This is a genomic window from Streptomyces sp. NPDC088747, from assembly GCF_044751025.1.
In the GTDB taxonomy this organism is placed as follows: Bacteria; Actinomycetota; Actinomycetes; order Streptomycetales; family Streptomycetaceae; genus Streptomyces.
In genome coordinates, this window is record NZ_JBIVKZ010000010.1 from 142673 (window position 1) to 163351 (window position 20679).

The window sequence follows — 20679 nt, forward strand, 5'->3', positions numbered from 1 at the left end:
AAGCGGGCCGCGGACTACAGGTGCGCGAGGCCACTCCGGAGGATCTGGACTGGATCCACGAATTACGGCACCGGGTGTACGCGAGGGAGTTGGGCCAGCACGCGCCGGATCCGGCGGGGCGGCTCCGCGACGGTCTTGACGGCGACAACGTCTACCTGGTCGCGGCGCGCGGAGCGGCCCGGATCGGCTTCGTCAGTCTGACCCCGCCGTGGCTCGGCCGGTACGGGCTGGACAAGTACCTGACCCGCGACGAACTGCCGCTGCTGACCGAGGAAGACCTGTTCGAGGTGCGCGTCCTCACCGTCGAGCCGCGCTGGCGGAGCACCGCGGCGGCGCCGCTCCTGATGTACGCGGCGCTGCGCTGGATCGCGGCCCGGGGCGGGCGCCGGGTCGTGGCGATGGGCCGCACCGACCTGCTCACCATGTACCTCGCCGCCGGTCTGCGCCCGGTCGGCCGGACCGTCCACAGCGGTGCGCTGACGTTCGAGGTGCTGACCGGGGGCGTGGCCGAACTGACCAGGCTCACCATGGACCGCTTCCGCACCACGCTGGCGCGGCTGGGCTCGGAGGTGGACTGGCGGCTGGACATGCCGTTCGCGCCCCGGCCGGACGGCTGCGAGCACGGCGGCGCCTCGTTCACCGCCATCGGCACGGACTTCCGCGGCCTGCACCGGCGCCACCAGATCGTCGCCGCGGACGTGCTGGACGCCTGGTTCCCGCCGGCCCCCGGTGTACGGGCGGCGCTGGCGGAGGACCCGGCCTGGTACGCCCGGACCTCGCCGCCGACCGGCGCCGAGGGCCTGGTGGCGGAGATCGCCGCGGTCCGGAGACTGCCCGTGGAGACGGTCACCGTCGGTGCCGGCTCGTCCGACCTGATCTTCCGGGCGTTCGGTCACTGGCTGACCCCGGAGAGCAGGGTGCTCCTGACGGACCCGGGCTACGGCGAGTACGCCCATGTCACCGAGCGGGTGATCGGCTGCCGGGTGGACCGGCTGCGGCTGCGCCGCGAGGAGGGCTGGCGGATCGATCCGGGCAGGCTGGCCGCGGCCGTCGGCTCCGGTCGCTACGACCTGGTGGTGGTGATCAACCCGAACAACCCGACCGGACGCCACGCGCCGGCCGCGGAACTGCGCGCGCTGATCGGCGCGGCGCCGGCCAGGACCCGCTGGTGGATCGACGAGGCGTACCTGGGCTATGTCGACCCGGCCGAGTCGCTCGCCGGCCTGGCCGCGACGGATCCGCGGGTGGTGGTCTGCACCTCGCTGTCCAAGATGTACGCGCTCTCCGGCATGCGGGCCGCGTACCTGGTCGCCGAGCCGGACACCGCGGCGGGACTGCGTCGGCGTACACCGCCCTGGCCGGTCAGCCTTCCGGCTCAACTGGCCGCGGTGGCAGCCCTGCGCGACCCGGTGTACTACGCCGACCGCTGGCTCCGCACCCACACCCTGCGCGGGCAGCTTGCCGCAGGGCTGGCCGGTCTCGACGAGGAGGTGGTGGTCGAGGAGTCGGTGGCGAACTTCCTCAGCGTGACCCTGCCCGCGGACGGGCCGAGCGCCGCCCGGCTGGTGAACGAGTGCCGGCGCCGTGACGTCCACCTGCGCGACCTGTCGCCGCTGTCGACGCAGTACCGGGGGCGCACGGTGCGTATCGCGGTCAGGGACACCGCCGAGAACGAGCGCGTCGTGGCCGCCTGCCAAGAGGCCCTTGAGGTCCTTCGGCGGGTTCCGGGCCAACTGGCCGCTGTTCCCTCGGGCGTTCGCGCTGCGGAGCCCGGTCGGTGATCACCGTGGCCTCGCTGGCGCCCTACCTCGGTGGGGCGCTGGCCGTCGGCGGTGTCGCGGTGGCCGCCTCCCGGCGCCGTGAGCTGCTGGTCCGGTGGTGCGCCTGGGCGGTCGGAGTGCCCCTGGTCACCGGGGCGTTCTGGCTGGGCCGCCCGGGTGCCGCGGCTGTCGCCGCGCTGGCCGGGGTGGTGGCCGTGCTGGAGTTCGGCGGGCTGATGAGGACGAGCCGGACGGACCGGGCGGTGCTGGCCACGTCGGTGACGGGGGTGGTGCTGACCGCCTGGCTGGCGCCGGGTCAGGAGCTCCGGGCGGTCGCGGTCGGCGCGCTCGCGGTGGCCGCGGTCCCGCTGCTGGCCGGTGACGCCGACCACGGCCTGCACCGGCTCTCCGCCGGTCTGCTCGGGCTGGCCTGGCTGAGTGTGCTGGCCGCGTTGGTGCCCCTCGGCGCGAGCGCGCTCGCCCTGTTCGTGGCGGTGTCGGTCGCCGACATCGTGGCGTCCTTCGCCGGGCGGGGGCTGGGCGGTCCGGCACTGTCGCCGCTGTCCCCGGCCAAGCGGTGGAGCGGGACCCTCGCCGGGGCCGCGGCCGGCGTCGGCGCGCTCGCCGTGCTGTCGGCGCTCAGCTGGCCGATGGCGGTCGCGGTGGCCGTCGGCGGACCGGCGGGCGACCTTCTCGAGTCCATGGTCAAGAGAGGGGTACGGACGAAGGACTCCGGAAGGTGGCTGGCCGGCTCCGGTGGCCTGCTGGACAGGATCGACTCGCTCCTGCTGGCCCTGGCCGTCCTGCTCGTCCTGCGCTGAGCGCCGCCAACGGGGTTCGGGCCGCCGGGGATTGTGCAGGAGCTGTGAGAAGAGTGCCGCGCGGGGTGTGGAGGCCGCGCTCGGCGAACCCGGCACCAACTGGCACTTAAAGGACGGACGGTGAGCAATCGGGCAGGGGGGCGCTCCCCGCCCCCTGGTTGGTTTTCGGCGTGAAACATAAGATCTCAGTAGGCTCAGCACACCCCCCTTTCCCACCCCCTCCCCACACGACTTCAGGACACCCGCCATGGCCCGACGCACCACTTCAAGCTCCACGGGGAGCCCGCCGGGTCCGAGGAATCGGACGCCGCAGCCCCTGCCCCGGCGCAGCCGGACGTTCGGGGACTTCCTGAAGGCCTTCGGGGCGTTCCTCGCTCTGGTCGTGCTGGTGGTCGGGGTGCCCGGCGCGTTGGCGACACAGATCGGGTGGCCGCTGCCGAGCGGCGCGCCCTCGCTGGACTGGCTGCAACAGGAGATCACCGTCAGCACGTTCATCAACGTGCTGACCGTCATCGTCTGGCTCGCCTGGGCCCAGTTCACCGCCTGCGTCCTCGTCGAGGTGAAGGCCGCGCTGTCGGGCGTGGGGATGCCGAACCGCGTACCGGGCGCGGGCCCCAGCCAGTTGCTGGCGCGGCAACTCGTCGCCGCGCTGCTGCTGGTGGGCGCCACCGCGGCCAGTTTCACGCCGGGGCTCTCGCAGCTCGGGCACAGCATGGAGGGCAACCAGCGCGGGACGGTCGCCGCCGCCCAGCAGACGCCGGGCGGGCTGTTCGGACAGCAGCAGGAGCAGGCCGCCACGAACGCGGCCGCCGCCATCGCCGAACAGGCCGCCAACGCCGCCTCGCACGCCGAGAGCGGGAGCGCCACGGCCACCGGGGGCGAGACCAAGTACTACCGGATCCAGCCGCCCGAGGGCCGTCACCACGACTCGATGTGGGAGGTCGCCGAGCGCCATCTCGGCGACGGCCGCCGGTACAAGGAGATCTACGAGCTCAACAAGGACCGTACGCAGCCCGACGGTTCCAGGCTGTCGGAGGCGAGCCTCATCCGGCCCGGCTGGATCCTGGAGATGCCCGCGGACGCCCGGGGCGGCGACCTCGTCGAGATGCCCGACGAGACGCCCGAGGTCTCCGAGCAGGTCCAGCGGCAGATCAACGAGTACGCCAGGACGGGGGACCAGCGGCAGGGCGGCGGCGGTCAGCAGGGCGGCGGTCAGCAGGGCGCGGGATCCACGGACCGCGACACCGCGCACATCCACGTGCCCCAGCAGCGGCCCGACAGCGACCGTGCAGGCGCCGACCGCAGCGGCGCGGACCGTACCGGCGGCGAGGAGCGCCAGACGCAGGCCCCGCAGGCCGCCCCCGACGACAGCGGCTTCTCCTTCGGGCTGCCCGAAGCCCTCGTCGGCGCGCCCCTGCTCGCCGCCGGCCTGCTCGGCGCGCTCGGCCGCCGACGCCGCCAGGCGCTCTGGCAGTCGGCCCTCGGCGCGGTCGGCGGACGGCGCGGCATGGAGCCGCCCACCCCGAGCGGCCCCGCCGCCGACGCGCAGGACGCGCTGCTCGTGGGGGCCGACCCCGAGGGCGTACGGCTGCTCGACCTGTCGCTGCGCGGGCTCGCCGCGGCGCTCGCCGCCGAGTCCCGGCCGCTGCCGACCGTCTACGCGGCCTGGCTCAGCGGCAACGGCGACCTGCACCTCCAGCTCGCCCAGCCGGCCGGCAAGCCGCCGACGCCGTGGCAGCTCGGGCAGGACCAGACGTTCTGGATGCTGGCCCGGACGGACGCGGAGCGGTACGAGGACGTCGACACGGCCGCTCCCTACCCGGGGCTCGTCAGCCTCGGGACCATGGACGACTCCCGGCTGCTGCTCAACCTGGAGGCCGTCCCCGGGATCGTCTCCCTCAGCGGAAGCGAGCAGGACCGCGCCGGTGTCTTCGCCTCCGTCGCCGCCGAGTTGGCCACCAACGGCTGGTCCGACCGCATGACGATCACGCTCGTCGGGTTCGGACAGGACCTCACACCGCTCGCGCCCAACCGGCTCCGTCATCTCGACGACATCGAGGCACTGGTGGAGACCATGTCGGCGGAGACCCGGCAGCGGCGCGGCGCGCTCGGCGCCGCGGGCCAGGACTCCGTCCTCACCGGACGCACCGGCCCCGCCCAGCACACCCGTTGGGCCCCGCACCTCGTCCTGCTCGCCACCGAACCGCAGGGCGAGGACGCGGTCCGTCTCGCCGAACTCGCCGCCGACGCCAGCAGGTTGGGCATCGGATACCTGGTCGGCACCGAGAGCGGCGATCTGCCCGGCGCCGCCTGGGAGATGGAGATCACCGGCGAGGGCAAGCTGCTCGCCCCGCTCCTCGGGCTCGAACTCGACGCGCAGACACTGCCGTCGGCCTTGCAGCAGGCGGTCGTGGACCTGTTCGTCGAGGCGGACCCCGACCGGGCCGACAGCGCCGACAGCAACGCCGCCGCGCCGCCGTTCCTCGTCGACATCAGCGAGCAGGGGCGGCCCGCCGTGTACGCGCGGCTCGTGGGCCCGTACGAGATCATCGGCCTGGAGACGCCCGACGGCGAGCGCAGTCCGCTGATGCACGAGGCGCTGGCGCTGCTCCTGCTGCACCGCGAAGGCGTGCACCCGCGGGTGCTGTCCGCCGCGCTGTGGCCGCGCGGGGTCACCGAGGACGTCCGCGACGCGCTCGTCGAGCGGCTGCGCGGCTGGCTGGGCGCCGACCCGGACGGCACGCCCCGGCTCGGCACCGACACCGGCGGGCGGCTCAAGCTCGCCAAGTCGGTCGTCTCCGACCTGGACGTGCTGCGCTCGCTCTACCACGAGGCGACCCAGGGGCAGGGCGTCAACAGTCGCGCGGTGCGCGGGCGGCTGCTCACGGACGCGCTCGTGCTCGTCCGCGGTCCGCTGCTCGCCGATCGACCTGAGGGCCGGTACGGCTGGCTCACCCACGAGATCATCGACGCCCAACTCCCGTTGCTCGTCGCGGACATCGGGCTCGCGCTCTCCGCGTTCCACCTGGAGAAGGGGCGTGCCGAGAAGGCCATCGAGGCGCTCGGCGCCGCCCTGAACTCGGCCCCCTCCGACGAACGCCTCTGGAACGAGCTGCTGCGCGCGACGCACGCGACGGGCGACACCGACCGGCTGAAGCGCCTCGCCGCCGATCTCGTCTCCCGCAGCGGCGCCCGCGGAGTGCCGCCGCGTACCGAGGCGCTCCTCGACGAACTGCTGCCCACCTGGCGCAGCAACGTGGCAGCGGTGGGATGAGCGAACCGCTGCTGACCGCCGTCGCCGCCCTGTGGGGCGCGGCGGCGGGCCTGCTCGTCCCCCGGGCCGCCTACCGCTTCGCGGTCGAACCGACCGAGACCTGGCGCGACACCTGCCCCGCAGGACACCCGCTCACAGGTCCCGCCCGAGGCTGGCTCGGCCCGGCGAGCTGCGGCGCCTGCCGTACGGCGGGAAAGGCGCCCGGGGTCGCCGGGCGGACTTCCTCCTACGGCCCCCGCACCCTCCTCGTCTCCCTCGTCACCGCCCTGCTCTGCGCCGGCCTCGCGCTGGCCACCGGTACCCGGCCCGAACTGGTCGTCTGGCTGCTGCTGGCGCCGGTCGGGGTGCTGCTCGCGGTGGTGGACTTCACGGTGCAGCGGCTGCCCGACGCCCTGACCCTGCCGCTCGCGGCGGCGGCCCTGGCCCTGCTGGGGCCGGCCGCGGCCGTTCCCGAGCACGCGGGCGACTGGCCGACCGCCCTCCTCGGCGCGCTCGCACTCGGCGGCGCGTACTTCCTCCTCTTCCTCATCAACCCGAACGGCATGGGATTCGGCGACGTCAAGCTCGCCCTCGGACTCGGGGCGGTCCTCGGCTGGTACGGGTGGAGCGTCGTGTTCCTGGGAACCTTCGCCGGGTTCCTGCTCGGCGCCCTGTACGGGGCCTGGCTGGTCGTGGTCCGGCGCGCGGGCCGGAAGTCGTCGATCCCCTTCGGCCCGTTCCTGATCGCGGGCGCGTACGCGGGACTGCTGATCGGGGCGTACGCGGCCTGACGTCCGGGCTGTCGGCGGCCTGGCGTAGGCTGGCCGGGTCCGTCCACACCCTGATGAAAGGGACTCTCCCGGTGACCGAGAAGGCCGACCTCCAGTCCGTCCTCGACCGTGCCGCCGAGGGTGGGCGGATCACCCCGGAAGAGGCGCTCGACCTCTACCGTGACGCCCCCCTGCACGCGCTCGGCGCCGCGGCCGACGCCGTACGCAAGCGGCGGTACGCCGGCACCGAGCACATCGCCACGTACATCATCGAGCGCAACATCAACTACACGAACGTCTGCGTCACGGCGTGCAAGTTCTGCGCGTTCTACGCGCCCCCCAAGGACACCGCCAAGGGCTGGACGCGTGACCTCGACGACATCCTGCGCCGCTGCGCGGAGACCGTCGAGCTGGGCGGCACGCAGATCATGTTCCAGGGCGGCCACCACCCGGACTACGGCGTCGAGTACTACGAGAAGCACTTCGCCGCGATCAAGGAAGCCTTCCCGCAGCTGGTCATCCACTCCCTCGGCGCGTCCGAGGTCGAGCACATGGCCCGTATCTCCAAGGTGTCGGTGGAGGAGGCCATCTCGCGGATCCACGCCGCGGGCCTGGACTCCTTCGCGGGCGCCGGCGCCGAGCTGCTGCCCGCCCGGCCGCGCAAGGCCATCGCCCCGCTGAAGGAGAGCGGCGAGCGCTGGCTGGAGATCATGGAGGCGGCGCACGGCCTGGGCGTCGAGTCGACGTCCACGATGCTGATGGGCACCGGCGAGACCAACGCCGAGCGCATCGAGCACCTGCGGATGATCCGCGACGTACAGGACCGCACGGGCGGCTTCCGCGCCTTCATCCCGTACACCTACCAGCCGGAGAACAACCACCTCAAGGGCCGCACGCAGGCCACGCTCTTCGAGTACCTGCGGATGATCGCGATCGCCCGGCTCTTCATGGACAACGTCGCCCACATCCAGGGCTCCTGGCTCACCACGGGCAAGGAGGTCGGCCAGCTCTCCCTGCACTACGGCGCCGACGACCTCGGCTCGATCATGCTGGAGGAGAACGTCGTCTCCTCCGCCGGTGCCAAGCACCGCTCCAACCGGATGGAGATCATCGACCTGATCCGCAAGGCCGGCCGCGTGCCCGCCCAGCGGACCACGACGTACGAGCACATCGTCGTGCACGACGACCCGGCGAACGACCCCGTCGACGAGCGCGTCGCCTCGCACATCTCGTCCACGGCCATCGAGGGCGGCACCGCTCACCCCGAGTTGAAGCTGCTCGCCTCCAACTGACGCCGCCGTGCTGACGATTCACGCCGCCGACGAGGTCAGGCGCGGCTGGGACAGCGCGCCGATGGCGGACGCCGGGGTCGCCGTCGAGGGCGACCGGGTCGCGGGCGTGGGACCGCTCGACGAACTGCGCGAGCGGTTTCCGGGCGCGCGCGTCCGGCGCTGGCCCGGCGTGCTCGGGCCGGCCGTCGTCCACGAGGGGCCGCTGCCCGAGGCCCCGTCGCCCCGCGAACGGGTGCACGCCGTACTGAAGTCGGGCGCCACCGCGGTCCTCGCGGTGTACGCCGATACGGCCGGCCTGCGCACCGCCGCCTCCCGCAACGACGTCGCCGTACTCGCCGGCACGAGGAGGACCGCGATCACCGACACGGAACGTGCCGACCTCGCGGTCTTCGACGCGGACGGCACGTGCGTCGCCACTGTCTGCGCGGGCCGCCTGGTCCACCGGCGGCGCTGAGAGCCCCCCGGCGGTCCGTTCTCAGCCGGAGAGGGCCTCGGCGAAAGCCCCCGAACTCTGCGTGACTCCGCTGCAGTCGGTGGCGGCGTCGTCGGACGCGGAGTCGTCGTCCTCGCACTGCTGGTCGCGGAAGGTCGACCACAGCGAGACCCAGGCGACCCCCTGCTCCTCGGCGAACGCCCGGACCTGCGCCGCGTCGGACAGCGTGAACGTCTCGTTGTCGACGTCGTTGACGCCGATCATCGAGGTCAGGGCGAGGCCCTGCCAGGCGCTCTCGGCGGACAGCCCGAAGACGTCCTCCAGCTGGGTGTGCGCGGCCCTGGCCGAGGTGATCGCGTAGTCGCCCATGTCACCGTCGTACGAACTGCCGTAGTTCATGGTCATGATGTTGACGGTGGAGACCGCCACGGAGTTGTCGTTGGCGGACTCCAGCAGCGCCAGGCTGTCGGCGTCGAGCCCGGAGGGCATCACGGGCAGGGTGAAGGACACCTTGAGGTCGGTGCGCTCCTTCTGGAGCAGCGCGATCGCCTCGGAGCGCAGCGCGACCGAGGCGGAGTCGGTCAGCGCGTCGCCCTCGACGTCGAAGTCCGCCTGTGTCGATCCGGCGGCGTCGAGCGCCTCGCCGTAGGCGGCGGCGAGTGCGGACGCGCTGTCGCAGGTCTCGGCGAGCTCCGAGCCGGACGCCCCGCCGAACGACACGCGCACGCTCGCCCCCGACTCCGTGAGCGCGGAGATCCGGGACTTCACGGCCGAGTCGCCGATCGCGTACGTGCCGTTCCACTTCGGCGTGCAGTCGCTGCCGTCCGAGATCACGAAGGCGAGGTTGTACGTCGTCGGGGACCCGGCGGAGTCCATGTCGGAAGCGGTCGTGGCGCTCACATAGGGGGCGTACGAAGTGGTCGACGAGGCCGCCGAGGCCGACGACGACTGGCTCGGCGAGGGGTCCGCGGTCGCCGCGTCGGAGCCGTCGTCACCGCCCGAGGAGCACCCCGCACAGGCCAGGATCACCAGGCAGACGAGCCCGGCGGCCGGCTTCAGGAAACTCCTCATTGCGCATGCACCCGCTCTCGTGATTTCTGTCTCAGGATGGAAACAAAGTCTGTTTCCGTAGTGGAAAGGTGTCACATCACGCCGTGAACCATGAATACAGGGAATTCACAGGAAACCCTTGGGGAATGGTTCGCGAACCGGATGATTCGGGCGTGAAAATGGTGCATAAGGTCTATATGTATCTGTCCTGAGCTGCGAAGACGCTCGGGCATTCTCTCAGGAGAAGGACAGGACAAGACGTTTCTCATTGGCGCCTCACATGGGAACCAGAGTTTTTGACACATAAACCCCTCCTAATATCTGGGGAATGCAATCCGAGTCCGCCATCGATAACCGTGCCACCACGCGTGGCCGCCGCAAGAAGCGCGGCGACGGGCCCGCAGACGGTCCCGTGTTCGTTGACAACTCCGGGCGCAGATCACGTCTGCTGCGCCGATTCGGCACCCTCGTCGGTGTCGTCTGCCTCGGGTACGCGGTCGTACTCGGCCTGGCCTTCATGGGCTGGGGCATCTCGGTGACCCCCTCCCAGCTGTTCCCCTTCGGGGGCGGCCAGGCGGGCGGCGCACCCGGCGGCGGTTACGAGCGGTTCCAGGGCGGCCTCGCTCCCACCGGTAACCCGCCCACCGGCGCTCCGCCCACCGGCGCGGCCCCGTCCCCCTCCGCGTCCGCCTCCACCGGCGCGAACTGACCGGAGCGCAGCGACACTTATGACTACGACGCCCTCGCGCGGCCGCCGGCGCGCCCCCTCCAAGATGGAGCGGGCCGCCAGCCGGGCCGCGGCACTGCAGAAGCCGCGCGTGATCCTCGCGCTGCTGCTCCTGCTGGCGCTCACCAGCGTGATGCTCCTCGACGGTTACCTGCGTTCCGAGATCGGCAACGACTCGCGGGTACGCGACGGCGCCGCCTACGACAAGGTGCCGGAGAAGATCCTCGACGGCGGCCCCATCCTGACGTTCGACAACGGCACCTCGACGACCCAGTCCGTGCCGGACAAGACCATCGTGCTCACCTTCGACGACGGCCCCAACCCGACCTGGACCCCGCAGATCCTCGACGTGCTGGAGGAGAACGACGTCCAGGCCACGTTCTTCGTGGTGGGCTCGATGGTCACCCGTGACCCGAGCGCCGTGAAGGACATGGTGGAGCAGGGCAACGAGGTCGGCATCCACACCTTCACGCACGTCGACCTCTCCTACCAGGGCACCGCACGGCTCAAGCGCGAGCTCGTGCAGACGCAGCTCGCGCTTGCGGGTGCGGCGGGGATCCAGACCACGCTGTTCCGCGCCCCCTACTCCTCCGAGATCGACGCGGTCGACAACTACAGCTGGCCGGTCTACAAGGAGATCGGCGCCCTCGGCTACACCAGCGTCTTCGTCGACACCGACAGCGACGACTGGAAGACACCGGGCGTCTCGAAGATCATCTCGTGGGCCACGCCCAAGAACGACAAGGGCGCCGTCGTCCTCATGCACGACGCGGGCGGCAACCGTGCGCAGACGGTCAAGGCGCTCGGCACGTACATCAAGAAGATGAAGAAGAAGGGCTACTCCTTCACCACGGTCAGCGGCGCCCAGGCCAAGCTGCGCAGCGAGGCGGCGGCCGAGGCGGAGGCCGCGGGGACCGGAACCGCGGGGACCGGAACCGCCGGGACCGGGACCGGGACCGCGGGCACCAGTACCGCGGGCACCAGTACCGCTGGCACCGGGACCGAGACCGCAGGCAGCGGGGCCGCTCAGCAGCCGGGTCAGAACGCCGAAGCGGGCACCGGAGGCACCGGCGCGACCGGTGGGCAGCCGCCCGGCGGCAGGTCGGGCACCCAGGGCGGGAACACCGAGCAGGCCGCACACACGGAGGCCACCGGCACCACCCTCTACGAGGGCAAGGCCCTCATCGCGGCGGTCACGGTCGCCGAGTGGGTCGTACCCGCGCTCGCCTGGTTCCTGGCCGTCGTCGGCGTCGCCGTCATGGGCAGGTTCGGGATGATGCTGATCCTCGCCCGCCGCCACTACAGACAGCGCAACAGGAAACGCGGCAGGGGCGGCAAGTTCAGCTGGGGGCCGACGGTCACCAGGCCGGTGACCGTGATCGTGCCGGCGTACAACGAGAAGGAGTGCATCGCCAACACCCTGAAGTCGCTGGCGAAGAGCACCCATCCGATCGAGATCATCGTCGTCGACGACGGTTCCACCGACGGCACGAAGGAGATCGCGGAGTCGCTCGGCATGCCGAACGTCCGGGTCATCCGGCAGGAGAACGCCGGCAAGCCCGCCGCGCTCAACAACGGTGTGCGCAACGCCAGTTACGACATCGTCGTGATGATGGACGGCGACACCGTCTTCGAGCCGGACGCCGTCCACCAGCTCGTACAGCCCTTCGCCGACCCGGAGATCGGCGCGGTCGCGGGCAACGCCAAGGTCGGCAACCGCAACACGATCATCGGCGCCTGGCAGCACATCGAGTACGTGATGGGCTTCAACCTCGACCGCCGCATGTACGACCTGCTGCGCTGCATGCCCACCATCCCGGGCGCGATCGGCGCGTTCCGCCGGGACGCGGTTCTCGAGGTCGGCGGCATGAGCGAGGACACGCTCGCCGAGGACACCGACATCACCATCGCCATGCACCGCGGCGGCTGGCGGGTCGTCTACCAGGAGCACGCCATCGCCTGGACCGAGGCGCCGGGCTCCCTCAAGCAGCTCTGGTCGCAGCGCTACCGCTGGTCGTACGGCACCATGCAAGCGCTCTGGAAGCACCGTAAGTCCCTTACGGACAAGGGTCCTTCGGGCCGCTTCGGGCGGGTCGGCATGCCCCTGGTGGTGATCTTCCAGATCGTCACGCCGATCTTCGCGCCGCTCATCGACGTGTTCACCATCTACTCGATGATCTTCGTGGACTTCCAGGCGGCACTGCTCGCCTGGCTGGCCGTCCTGGGTGTCCAGCTCTTCTGCGCGGCCTACGCGTTCCGCCTCGACAAGGAGCAGTACCGCTACCTCGCGATGATGCCGCTCCAGCAACTCGCCTACCGCCAGATGATGTACCTGGTCCTGATCCACTCCAGCGTCACCGCCCTCACCGGCGGCCGCCTGCGCTGGCAGAAGCTCAAGCGCACGGGCGAGGTCGGGACGCCGGCGGGGGTGAGCTAGGTGAGCTGGGGGGCGGACCAACAGGGGTACGGCTACGAGTACGGGCAGCAGCCCCAGCCGTACGCGCAGGGATATCCCCAGGAGTACGGGCAGCAGAACGGTCAGCAGTACGAGCAGGGGTACGGCCAGCAGTACGGCCAGGGGTACGAGCAGGGGTACGCGCCGCAGCCGTACGCGGGGCCCGCCCAGGAGCCGTACGTCCAGCCCGTGCCGTACGAAGAGCCCTGGAGCCACGTTCCGGAGGAGCCGGAGCCGGGGCCGGAGCCGGAGCCGGGGCCCGAGCCCGAGGCGGAGCCCGTGCCCAGGCCGAAGTCCGGTGGACGGGACCGTTACTTCGACGCCCTGCGTGCCGTGGCACTCGTCCGTGTCGTGGCGTACCACACCTTCGGCTAGGCCTGGGCGGGGATGGTCTTCCCTTCGATGGGCGTGATGTTCGCGCTCGCCGGCACGCTGATGGCCCGGTCCCTGGAGCGCCCCGCGCTGAAGGTGGTCAGGAGCCGGATGCGGCGGCTGCTGCCGCCCTTCTGGTTCTGGGGGTTCTTCGTCGTGGTGGCGATGCTGGTCCACGACTGGATGCCGGGCTGGCAGATCGTGTTCTGGATCGTGCCGGTCGGTGACCCGCCGGGCAACCAGTGGGGCGTCCAGGCCTGGGAGATCCTCTGGTACCTGCGGACGTACCTCTGGTTCGTCCTGCTGTCCCCACTGCTCCTGTGGATCTTCCGCAAGGCGCCGATCCCGGTCCTGCTCCTCTCCCTCGCCCCGATCGTGGTCTTCCAGTACGCGTGGACGCCGCCGTACAACCGCTTCGGCAGCGCCCTCACCGACCTGGCCACCTACCTGTTCTGCTGGCTCGTCGGCTTCGCGCACCGCGAGGGTGTCCTCCAGCGGCTCAGGCCGCCACTGGTGGTCGTCGTCTCGCTGGCCGCGCTGGCGTTCGGCGGCTGGTACGCGCTCGCCCACCAGGCGGAGTTCGGCACGTACGACCTGGACGAGATCCCGCTCGCCCAGGCCTTCTACTCGGCCGGCTTCGTGACGCTGCTGATGTACTTCAAGGCTTACTACGACGTCGACTTCGCTTGGCTGGCCCGCTTCGGACGGCTCGACAGGATCGTGACGATCTTCAACGGGCGGGCCGTGACGATCTATCTCTGGCACGAGATCGCGCTGATCCTGGCGGTGCCGCTGATCGACACGTTCTGGAACGTGCCCGCCTTCGAGAAGTGGCTGCCGCTGGAGAGCCAGTGGTTCATGTTCGGCATCGGCTGGGTGCTGATCTGGATCGCCATCCCGCTCTTCGGATGGGTCGAGGACGTCGCCGCGAAGAAGAGGCCGAAGCTGCTGCCGTAGGGCGCGCCGTCCCGGTCGGCCGGTCGTCGACCGTCCGGTCCGGGCCGGCGATCAGGACCGGCGATCAGGACCGGCGTACGGGCCGGGTGCTGGAGAGTCGCCCGGCCCGTACTGCCACAATGGGGACGTGACCCGCGCATCCCTGAACAAGCAGCCGCACGAAGTCGCCTCGATGTTCGACGACGTCGCGGAACGCTACGACCTGACGAACGACGTGCTCTCCCTCGGCCAGGACCGTGTGTGGCGCAAGGAGGTCGCGAGGGCGGTCGACGCGCGGCCCGCGCAGAAGATCCTGGACCTGGCGGCGGGCACGGCCACCTCGTCCCTTCCCTTCGCGCGCACCGGCGCGTACGTCGTCCCCTGCGACTTCTCCCTCGGGATGCTCCGCGTCGGCAAGAAGAACCACCCCTGGCTGCCGCTGACGGCGGGCGACGCGACCAGGCTCCCCTTCAAGGACGACACCTTCGACGCGGTGACGATCTCCTTCGGCCTGCGCAACGTGCAGGATACGGACGCCGCGCTGCGCGAGCTGTACCGGGTCACCAAGCCCGGCGGCCGTGTCGTGATCTGCGAGTTCTCCCACCCGACGTGGGCGCCCTTCCGCACCGTCTACACCGAGTACCTGATGCGCGCGCTGCCGCCGGTCGCCCGCGCGGTCTCGTCCAACCCCGACGCGTACGTCTATCTCGCCGAGTCCATCCGCGAGTGGCCCGACCAGCCCGCCCTGGCCGAGCGCCTGCGCAAGGCCGGCTGGTCCAAGGTCGCCTGGCGAAACCTGACCGGCGGCGTCGTGGCACTGCACCGGGGGTTCAAGGCCTGAGCTCGGGTGTCGGGCGGGTCGGGTCGGGTCGTGGTGGCGGGGGGCTTGTCGGCGGGGGCTGGTGCTCGCCCGTCGGGCGGAGTCACCTGAGGACCTCGAAGGGGTCGCCCGGCTCGTCGAGTTCGCGGTGCAGACCGCCGGGCGGCGGACCGGACCGGCGCGGTTCACGCACCCCCGAGCCCCCGTCGCCCTCGGACTCGCCGAAGTCGAACCACACCGTGATCACCGTGCCGCGCGGCACCTCCGAGTCGGGCGGCGGATACTGCCGTACGACGTAGTCGACGACCGTGAGATGGAACTCCGGCCGGTCGGGCGCGTCGAGCCGCACACCTCGTGCCTCGGCCGTCTCACGCGCGTCCACGGCCATCAGGCCCACGAACCGCGGTACGCGCACTTCGGGTGTCTTGGGTGTCATGCGCACAGTCGTCACCCCCAGCGGTACCGGCAGGGTAAGCCCCTGCCGGGCCCTTCCGGAAGCCGTCGGGCGACCGGCCGAGGACCGGCCGAGGACCGGCCGGGAACCGGCCCGGAACCAGCCGACGACCTGCCGAGGCTTGGTCGGACACCCGCCGACGACCGCTCCTGAAACCCTCAGAGGGACAGCTGGAACCTGTGTGCCCGCAGGGCCGAGGTCGGCGACGTGTGGGTCTCCGCGAACTCCATCCCGAGCCGTCTCGTCACGGCGATGGAGCGTTCGTTGCGGGTGTCGACCATGGCGACGACCTCGCGGACACCGGCCGCGCGGACCCGCTCCAAGGTGGTGTGCGCGGCGGCGGTCACATACCCCTTGCCCCAGTGGGCCCGGGCGAGCCGCCAGCCGATCTCTATCCGTCCCGTCGGCCCCCACGGGTGCGGCCACGGCTGCGCGCCGGTGAACCCCAGCACCTCGTCCCCGGGCCCGGTCATCGTCCACAGACAGAACCCGAGCTCGGCGTCATGGCGGCGCTGCCGCGCGGTCAGCTCCTCGTACACGGACAGTTCGGCCGCCCTGCCCCCGTGGAACTCCATGACCTCCGGGTCGGCGAAGATCCGGTACCAGGTGAAGGCGTCCTCGTCGGTGGGTACTCGAAGTGTCACGTCGGGCAGAGCTCGGTTCACGGGGCAGCCCTTCAGCCAGGTGATCAGTGCCGCTGCATAGACTGCCCATGTCCAGTGCCCGTCGGCACGTTGATTGCGAATCTTGGGGAGAACCCGCCGTGACCGAGCCCCAGCCCCTCTCCGAAAACACCGCCGATGTCATCGTCGTCGGGGCCGGGCCAGCCGGTTCGACCACGGCGTACTACCTGGCGAAGGCCGGACTCGACGTCCTGCTCCTGGAGAAGACCGCGTTCCCGCGGGAGAAGGTGTGCGGCGACGGACTGACCCCGCGCGCCACCAAGCAGCTCGTCTCGATGGGCATCGACATCTCGGAAGAGGCCGGCTGGCTCCGCAACAAGGGCCTGCGCATCATCGGCGGTGGCGTCCGCCTCCAGCTGGACTGGCCGGATCTCGCCTCCTTCCCCGACTACGGACTCGTCCGCAAGCGCGACGACTTCGACGAGCAGCTCGCCCACCAGGCGCAGAAGGCGGGCGCGCGCCTCTACGAGCGCTGCAACGTCGGCGCCCCGATCATCGACGACCGCACCGGCCGCATCACCGGCGTGCACGCCAAGCTCGGCGACTCCGGTGAGAAGCGCGACGTCACCTTCCACGCCCCGCTCGTCGTCGCGGCCGACGGCAACTCCACCCGGCTCTCCCTGGCGATGGGCCTGCACCGCCGCGAGGACCGCCCCATGGGCGTCGCGGTCCGTACGTACTTCACCTCACCGCGCCACGAGGACGACTACCTGGAGTCCTGGCTCGAACTCTGGGACCGCCGGGGCGCCGAGGACCGGCTCCTCCCGGGCTACGGCTGGATCTTCGGCATGGGCGACGGCACGTCCAACGTCGGCCTCGGTGTCCTGAACACCTCCGACTCCTTCAAGGAACTGGACTGGCGGGAAGTCCTCAAGGCGTGGTGCGCGTCGATGCCGGAGGACTGGGGCTACACCCCGGAGAACATGACGGGCCCGATCCGCGGCGCCGCCCTCCCCATGGCCTTCAACCGCCAACCGCACTACACGAAGGGCCTGTTGCTGGTCGGCGACGCCGGCGGCCTGGTCAACCCCTTCAACGGCGAGGGCATCGCCTACGCCATGGAATCCGGCCAGATCGCCGCCGACGTCATCGTCCAGGCACACGCGCGGGCCACTCCCGGCCAGCGTGAACTGGCCCTCCAGCGCTACCCGCGCGTCCTCAAGGACACCTACGGCGGCTACTACACCCTCGGCCGCGCCTTCGTGAAGCTCATCGGCAACCCGAAGGTCATGAAGATCGCGGCGGAGCGCGGCCTGACCCACCCGCTCCTGATGAAGTTCACCCTCAAGATGCTCGCCAACCTGACGGACCCGACAGGCGGCGACGCGATGGACCGCATCATCAACGGCCTCTCCAAGGTGGCCCCGAAGGCCTGACCCGACCGGGAGGGCGCCCGGCGCCGGACTCCGGGTGCCCCGATCGGGCTGGCCTGACGGGGCGTGGCCGTACGCACGGGGATCGCCACGGGCACCGGGGGTGGCCGTAGCGGCCGGACGGGCGTGGCGTACCGGCCGGGCGGCCGGGCGGGGTGGCCGTACTGGCTGGGCGGGGGCGGTGCACCGGCCGCTCGACGCCGACGCCGACGCCGACGCCGGTGTCGGTGTCGGTGTCGGTGTCGGTGTCGGTGTCGGTGTCGGCACGAGTATTGACGCGGGTGTCGGCGTCGATCCCGGTGTCGGCCTGGCCCCAGCGTTCGGCCACCGCGGGCCGGGGTGGGGGCCGAACGGTGGCCGCCATCGGAGGCCGGGGTGGGCGGGTGGACGGTGGCCGCCCACCGCAGCCCGGGGTGCGCGGCCGGACGGTCACCGCCCACCGGCTCTCACCGGACCCCCACCTACCCACCACCCCACCCTCACCGGCCCCCTGCTGTCCCCCCTCCCGGCCACCGGAGGGGCCACTGCCCGCCGGACGGGCCCCTGGGGTGCCCGTGGCGTCACCGCCGGGCCGGCACGGCTTCCCGTGGCCGCTGCGGCGGCTCACGGCCCGTGGAGCACAACTTCCCCGCCCGCTGGGCGGGTCAGGGGCCGGCCCACGCGGCATCCTCCGCCCGCCGGGGGCGGCTCACGGCCGGTCGGCGCGGCATCCCGCCCCGCCGGGGGCGGCTCACGGCCGTCCGCGCGGCACCCCCGCCCGCCGGGCGGAGGCCACTACGGCCGCAGCTCCGCTTCCTTGACCGCGCGACGGGCGAACACCCGCTCGCGCCGGTCCTCCATCTGCCGCAGCGCCTCCCGCCGATCCCGCTTGGAGAGCCGGTCCAGATAGACCTGCCCGTTCACGTGATCGGTCTCGTGCTGGAGGCAACGGGCGAAGTACCCCGTTCCCTCGATCGTGAGGGCGTTGCCGTCCTGGTCGAAGCCGCGCACGACGGCGCGATCGGGGCGCGGTACGTCCATGACGGCGCCCGGCACCGACAGGCACCCTTCGCCCTCGTCCAGGAGACGCCGTCCGGCCGGGTCGAGCTGGTCCAGGACCGGGTTGGCGATATGGCCGACATGGCGGACCCCGTCGTCGTCCGGGCAGTCGTACACGAACAGCCGGAGACCGACGCCCACCTGGTTGGCGGCGAGGCCCGCCCCGTCCGCGACCCGCATCGTCAGGAACATGTCCCCGACGAGCGCGGCGAGATCGGGACCGAACTCGGTCACGTCACGGCACGGCCGGTGCAGCACCTCTTCCCCGACCTCGGTGATCCGGCGCACCACTCCGCGCCGGGCCTCCGGCGAGAGCGCCGGGTACGAGTCGACGGGCCGGCCTTGAACGAACACACGAGGCATGACGGTGTCTCCCTGAGTCGTGAGGATCCTGCGAACTCCTCACGACAACAGAACGCACCGCCCGGCGCCAGGGCACACCGGAAACGGCGAAGGGGCCGCCGCTCTCCCCAGCGACGGCCCTCACGACCGCGACGATGTCCAGCGGCTCGGCTCAGAGAACCCGCACCGCACCGGAGGCCGGATAGCCCGAAAGGTCCTGAATCACCACACCCTTGGAGGGGTTGGCCGCGTCCAGGTACTGGCCGTCGCCGATGTACACACCCACGTGGTACGCCGAACCGGCCGAACCCCAGTACAGGATGTCCCCGACCGCGAGGTTCGACAGCGACACCGGGGTGCCGGCCACCGACTGGTCGCCCGAGACGCGCGGCAGATCCACACCGGCCTGCTTGAAGGCGGCCTGCACCAGACCGGAGCAGTCCCACGAGTTGGGTCCGGTGCCACCCATCACGTACGCGTCGCCGACCTGCGCCTTGAGGAAGGCGATGACGGTCGCGACACTGCCGCTGGCCGGGGCCGAGACGGTCGTGGAGGTCGACGTGGACGCGGAGGCGGACAGGGTGGTCCGCTCCGAGGAACGCGAGGCGGCCTCCTCGGCGGCGGCCTTCCGCGCGGCCTCGTCGGCGGCCTTCTTCTTGGCCGCCACCTTCGCCTTGGCGTCCGCGAGGTCCACCTTGGCCTGCTGCGCGGCCTGGGCGGCCGCGGCGTCACGCTCCGCCTGCAACTCGTAGTTGGCCGCGGCCTGCTGGGTGGCGTCCGCGGACTGCGCGACCTGAGCGGCCAGATCCGCCGTCAGGGCGGACAGGTCGAGCGTCTGCGTCGTGGTGGACTCGGCAGCGTTCGCCGCACCCGACGCCCCGGCCACTGCCAGGGTGCTGAGAACGCCACCGGCAACTCCGGCGCGCATCGCGAGCGTCGACGCGTTGCGGCGGGGTTTCCGGTGGCTGCGTATGTGAGCGGTGTGGGACATGAGAACAACCGGTACCAGGGACTCCCTCATACCTTCAAGAAACGTGTGCTGCGCCACAGTTGTTCAATCCCTGTGCCGAATTCACCTGGCGTCACTCTTTATTGACGCCGTAACGGGCATTGCGGACACGGCCCATCAAGCCCGTGATCATGGGCTTTCCGTATTAGGTCCGAATTGCCCGCCGCCTACCATCGGTTGGAGCCGATGGCCAAGCCCGGCTTATTCGACCCCTACGGCGATGTGGCGCAGGTCACGGAACGGTCACCGGAGTGACGGCGTCCCGCGCGGAAGCCCCGGCCGCCGCCGCTCGTGAACGCGTGCACGCGTCCACATCGGCCCGTCGGCTACCCCTGACGTGTGAACGCGTCCTCTATCAAGGCCCCGCGTCCAGCACCAATTTGCATGCAGCGGAACTCTCTTGATATGGAGACGCCGCGCCGGACCTGGGGTGACGAGCGCGAATATCACCTCCGGTGACCATCTGGACGCTTCACGTGCGAGCGCTGGCGCTCTTCCGACTTCATGATCGTTCGCCAGGTGGTGGAGATCACAAAGTCGTTGTCGTACCCCGTGTCGCAGATCACAGACCGGCGGGCATAAGATGCGGGGCAGTTGGGCTTGTGACCTGCTTCACATGTCCGCGATCTTCGTCGGGACGGACGGAGTTCGCAGGGCATGCGGGGCGGACCCGCTCGCCCGACGCAACCGCCAGCAGTCAACGCCGACTGAGAGGAGCGAGGAGCGTGAACGCGTATGCGCCGATCCTCGTACTGGGAGCCCTCGGGGCAGGCTTTGCGATCTTCTCCGTGGTCATGGCCACGCTTATCGGTCCAAAGCGTTACAACCGGGCCAAGCTCGAGGCCTACGAGTGCGGTATCGAGCCGACCCCCACGCCGGCAGGCGGCGGGCGATTCCCCATCAAGTACTACCTGACGGCGATGCTCTTCATCGTCTTCGACATCGAGATCGTCTTCCTCTACCCCTGGGCCGTCACCTTTGACGCCCTGGGTGTTTTCGGGCTCGTGGAGATGCTGCTCTTCGTGCTCACCGTCTTCGTGGCGTACGCGTACGTATGGCGGCGCGGCGGCCTGGAATGGGACTGAGGGGCC

Annotated in this window: 16 protein-coding genes and 1 pseudogene; 12 read left to right on the top strand and 5 right to left on the bottom strand. The window is 71.2% G+C overall.

Annotated features, from left to right (window positions below):
• Nucleotides 1-20 precede the first annotated feature (20 nt).
• The 6 genes from ACIP79_RS23810 to ACIP79_RS23835 all read left to right on the top strand — a co-directional run bounded on the left by ACIP79_RS23810 (nt 21) and on the right by ACIP79_RS23835 (nt 8350).
• Nucleotides 21-1781 (top strand): aminotransferase class I/II-fold pyridoxal phosphate-dependent enzyme, encoded by a 1761-nt coding sequence (locus ACIP79_RS23810; RefSeq protein WP_401226498.1) that lies wholly within the window; start codon nt 21-23, stop codon nt 1779-1781.
• On the top strand, nt 1778-2581 hold the full coding sequence (locus tag ACIP79_RS23815) for a phosphatidate cytidylyltransferase (protein ID WP_401226499.1): 804 nt from the start codon (nt 1778-1780) through the stop codon (nt 2579-2581). The genes ACIP79_RS23810 and ACIP79_RS23815 overlap by 4 nt, the downstream gene beginning before the upstream one ends.
• Before the next feature lie 247 nt (nt 2582-2828).
• Nucleotides 2829-5855, top strand: coding sequence for a BTAD domain-containing putative transcriptional regulator (locus tag ACIP79_RS23820; RefSeq protein ID WP_401226501.1), 3027 nt, complete (start codon nt 2829-2831; stop codon nt 5853-5855).
• Nucleotides 5852-6625, top strand: a complete 774-nt coding sequence (locus tag ACIP79_RS23825; RefSeq protein WP_401226503.1) for a prepilin peptidase — start codon at nt 5852-5854, stop codon at nt 6623-6625. The genes ACIP79_RS23820 and ACIP79_RS23825 overlap by 4 nt, the downstream gene beginning before the upstream one ends.
• Before the next feature lie 71 nt (nt 6626-6696).
• Nucleotides 6697-7896 carry a cyclic dehypoxanthinyl futalosine synthase gene (gene mqnC / locus ACIP79_RS23830; RefSeq protein WP_401226504.1) on the top strand — a complete coding sequence of 400 codons (1200 nt, stop codon included), beginning with the start codon at nt 6697-6699 and terminating at the stop codon, nt 7894-7896.
• Between the two features lie 7 nt (nt 7897-7903).
• Nucleotides 7904-8350: an imidazolonepropionase-like domain-containing protein gene (locus ACIP79_RS23835; RefSeq protein ID WP_401226505.1), complete on the top strand. Its 447-nt coding sequence runs from the start codon at nt 7904-7906 to the stop codon at nt 8348-8350.
• A gap of 21 nt (nt 8351-8371) precedes the next feature.
• On the opposite strand, the gene ACIP79_RS23840 is transcribed toward ACIP79_RS23835, so the two are convergent.
• On the bottom strand, nt 8372-9400 hold the full coding sequence (locus tag ACIP79_RS23840) for a chitinase (RefSeq protein ID WP_401226507.1): 1029 nt from the start codon (nt 9398-9400) through the stop codon (nt 8372-8374).
• A 307-nt stretch (nt 9401-9707) separates the two neighbouring features.
• On the opposite strand from ACIP79_RS23840, the gene ACIP79_RS23845 reads away from it, so the two are divergent.
• The 4 genes and pseudogenes from ACIP79_RS23845 (at nt 9708) to ACIP79_RS23860 (ending at nt 14710) form a co-directional block, all read left to right on the top strand.
• Nucleotides 9708-10088: a hypothetical protein gene (locus ACIP79_RS23845; RefSeq protein WP_401226508.1), complete on the top strand. Its 381-nt coding sequence runs from the start codon at nt 9708-9710 to the stop codon at nt 10086-10088.
• Nucleotides 10089-10152: 64 nt separating this feature from the next.
• Nucleotides 10153-12543 (top strand): bifunctional polysaccharide deacetylase/glycosyltransferase family 2 protein, encoded by a 2391-nt coding sequence (locus ACIP79_RS23850; RefSeq protein ID WP_401226726.1) that lies wholly within the window; start codon nt 10153-10155, stop codon nt 12541-12543.
• Nucleotides 12544-13890, top strand: a pseudogene (locus tag ACIP79_RS23855) (acyltransferase).
• Between the two features lie 127 nt (nt 13891-14017).
• The gene (locus tag ACIP79_RS23860; protein WP_401226509.1) at nt 14018-14710 is read left to right on the top strand and encodes a demethylmenaquinone methyltransferase; all 693 of its coding nucleotides are present in this window, start codon (nt 14018-14020) and stop codon (nt 14708-14710) included.
• Nucleotides 14711-14792: 82 nt separating this feature from the next.
• Here the strand turns inward: ACIP79_RS23860 and ACIP79_RS23865 are convergent, their stop codons facing one another.
• Together ACIP79_RS23865 and ACIP79_RS23870 are read right to left on the bottom strand one after the other, a co-directional pair.
• Complete coding sequence (locus tag ACIP79_RS23865) at nt 14793-15131, bottom strand: PASTA domain-containing protein (protein ID WP_383678589.1); 339 nt, start codon at nt 15129-15131, stop codon at nt 14793-14795.
• Nucleotides 15132-15301: 170 nt separating this feature from the next.
• Nucleotides 15302-15808, bottom strand: coding sequence for a GNAT family N-acetyltransferase (locus ACIP79_RS23870; protein WP_401226511.1), 507 nt, complete (start codon nt 15806-15808; stop codon nt 15302-15304).
• Between the two features lie 98 nt (nt 15809-15906).
• On the opposite strand from ACIP79_RS23870, the gene ACIP79_RS23875 reads away from it, so the two are divergent.
• Nucleotides 15907-17202 carry a geranylgeranyl reductase family protein gene (locus ACIP79_RS23875; protein ID WP_383678593.1) on the top strand — a complete coding sequence of 432 codons (1296 nt, stop codon included), beginning with the start codon at nt 15907-15909 and terminating at the stop codon, nt 17200-17202.
• 771 nt (nt 17203-17973) lie between these two features.
• On the opposite strand, the gene def is transcribed toward ACIP79_RS23875, so the two are convergent.
• Entirely contained in the window at nt 17974-18600 is a 627-nt protein-coding gene (def, locus tag ACIP79_RS23880; RefSeq protein WP_401226513.1) for a peptide deformylase, read from the bottom strand.
• A 151-nt stretch (nt 18601-18751) separates the two neighbouring features.
• Nucleotides 18752-19600: a C40 family peptidase gene (locus ACIP79_RS23885; RefSeq protein WP_401226515.1), complete on the bottom strand. Its 849-nt coding sequence runs from the start codon at nt 19598-19600 to the stop codon at nt 18752-18754.
• Nucleotides 19601-20313: 713 nt separating this feature from the next.
• Here ACIP79_RS23885 and ACIP79_RS23890 point away from each other — a divergent pair.
• Nucleotides 20314-20673: an NADH-quinone oxidoreductase subunit A gene (locus ACIP79_RS23890; RefSeq protein WP_007383963.1), complete on the top strand. Its 360-nt coding sequence runs from the start codon at nt 20314-20316 to the stop codon at nt 20671-20673.
• The last annotated feature ends 6 nt before the right edge of the window (nt 20674-20679 follow it).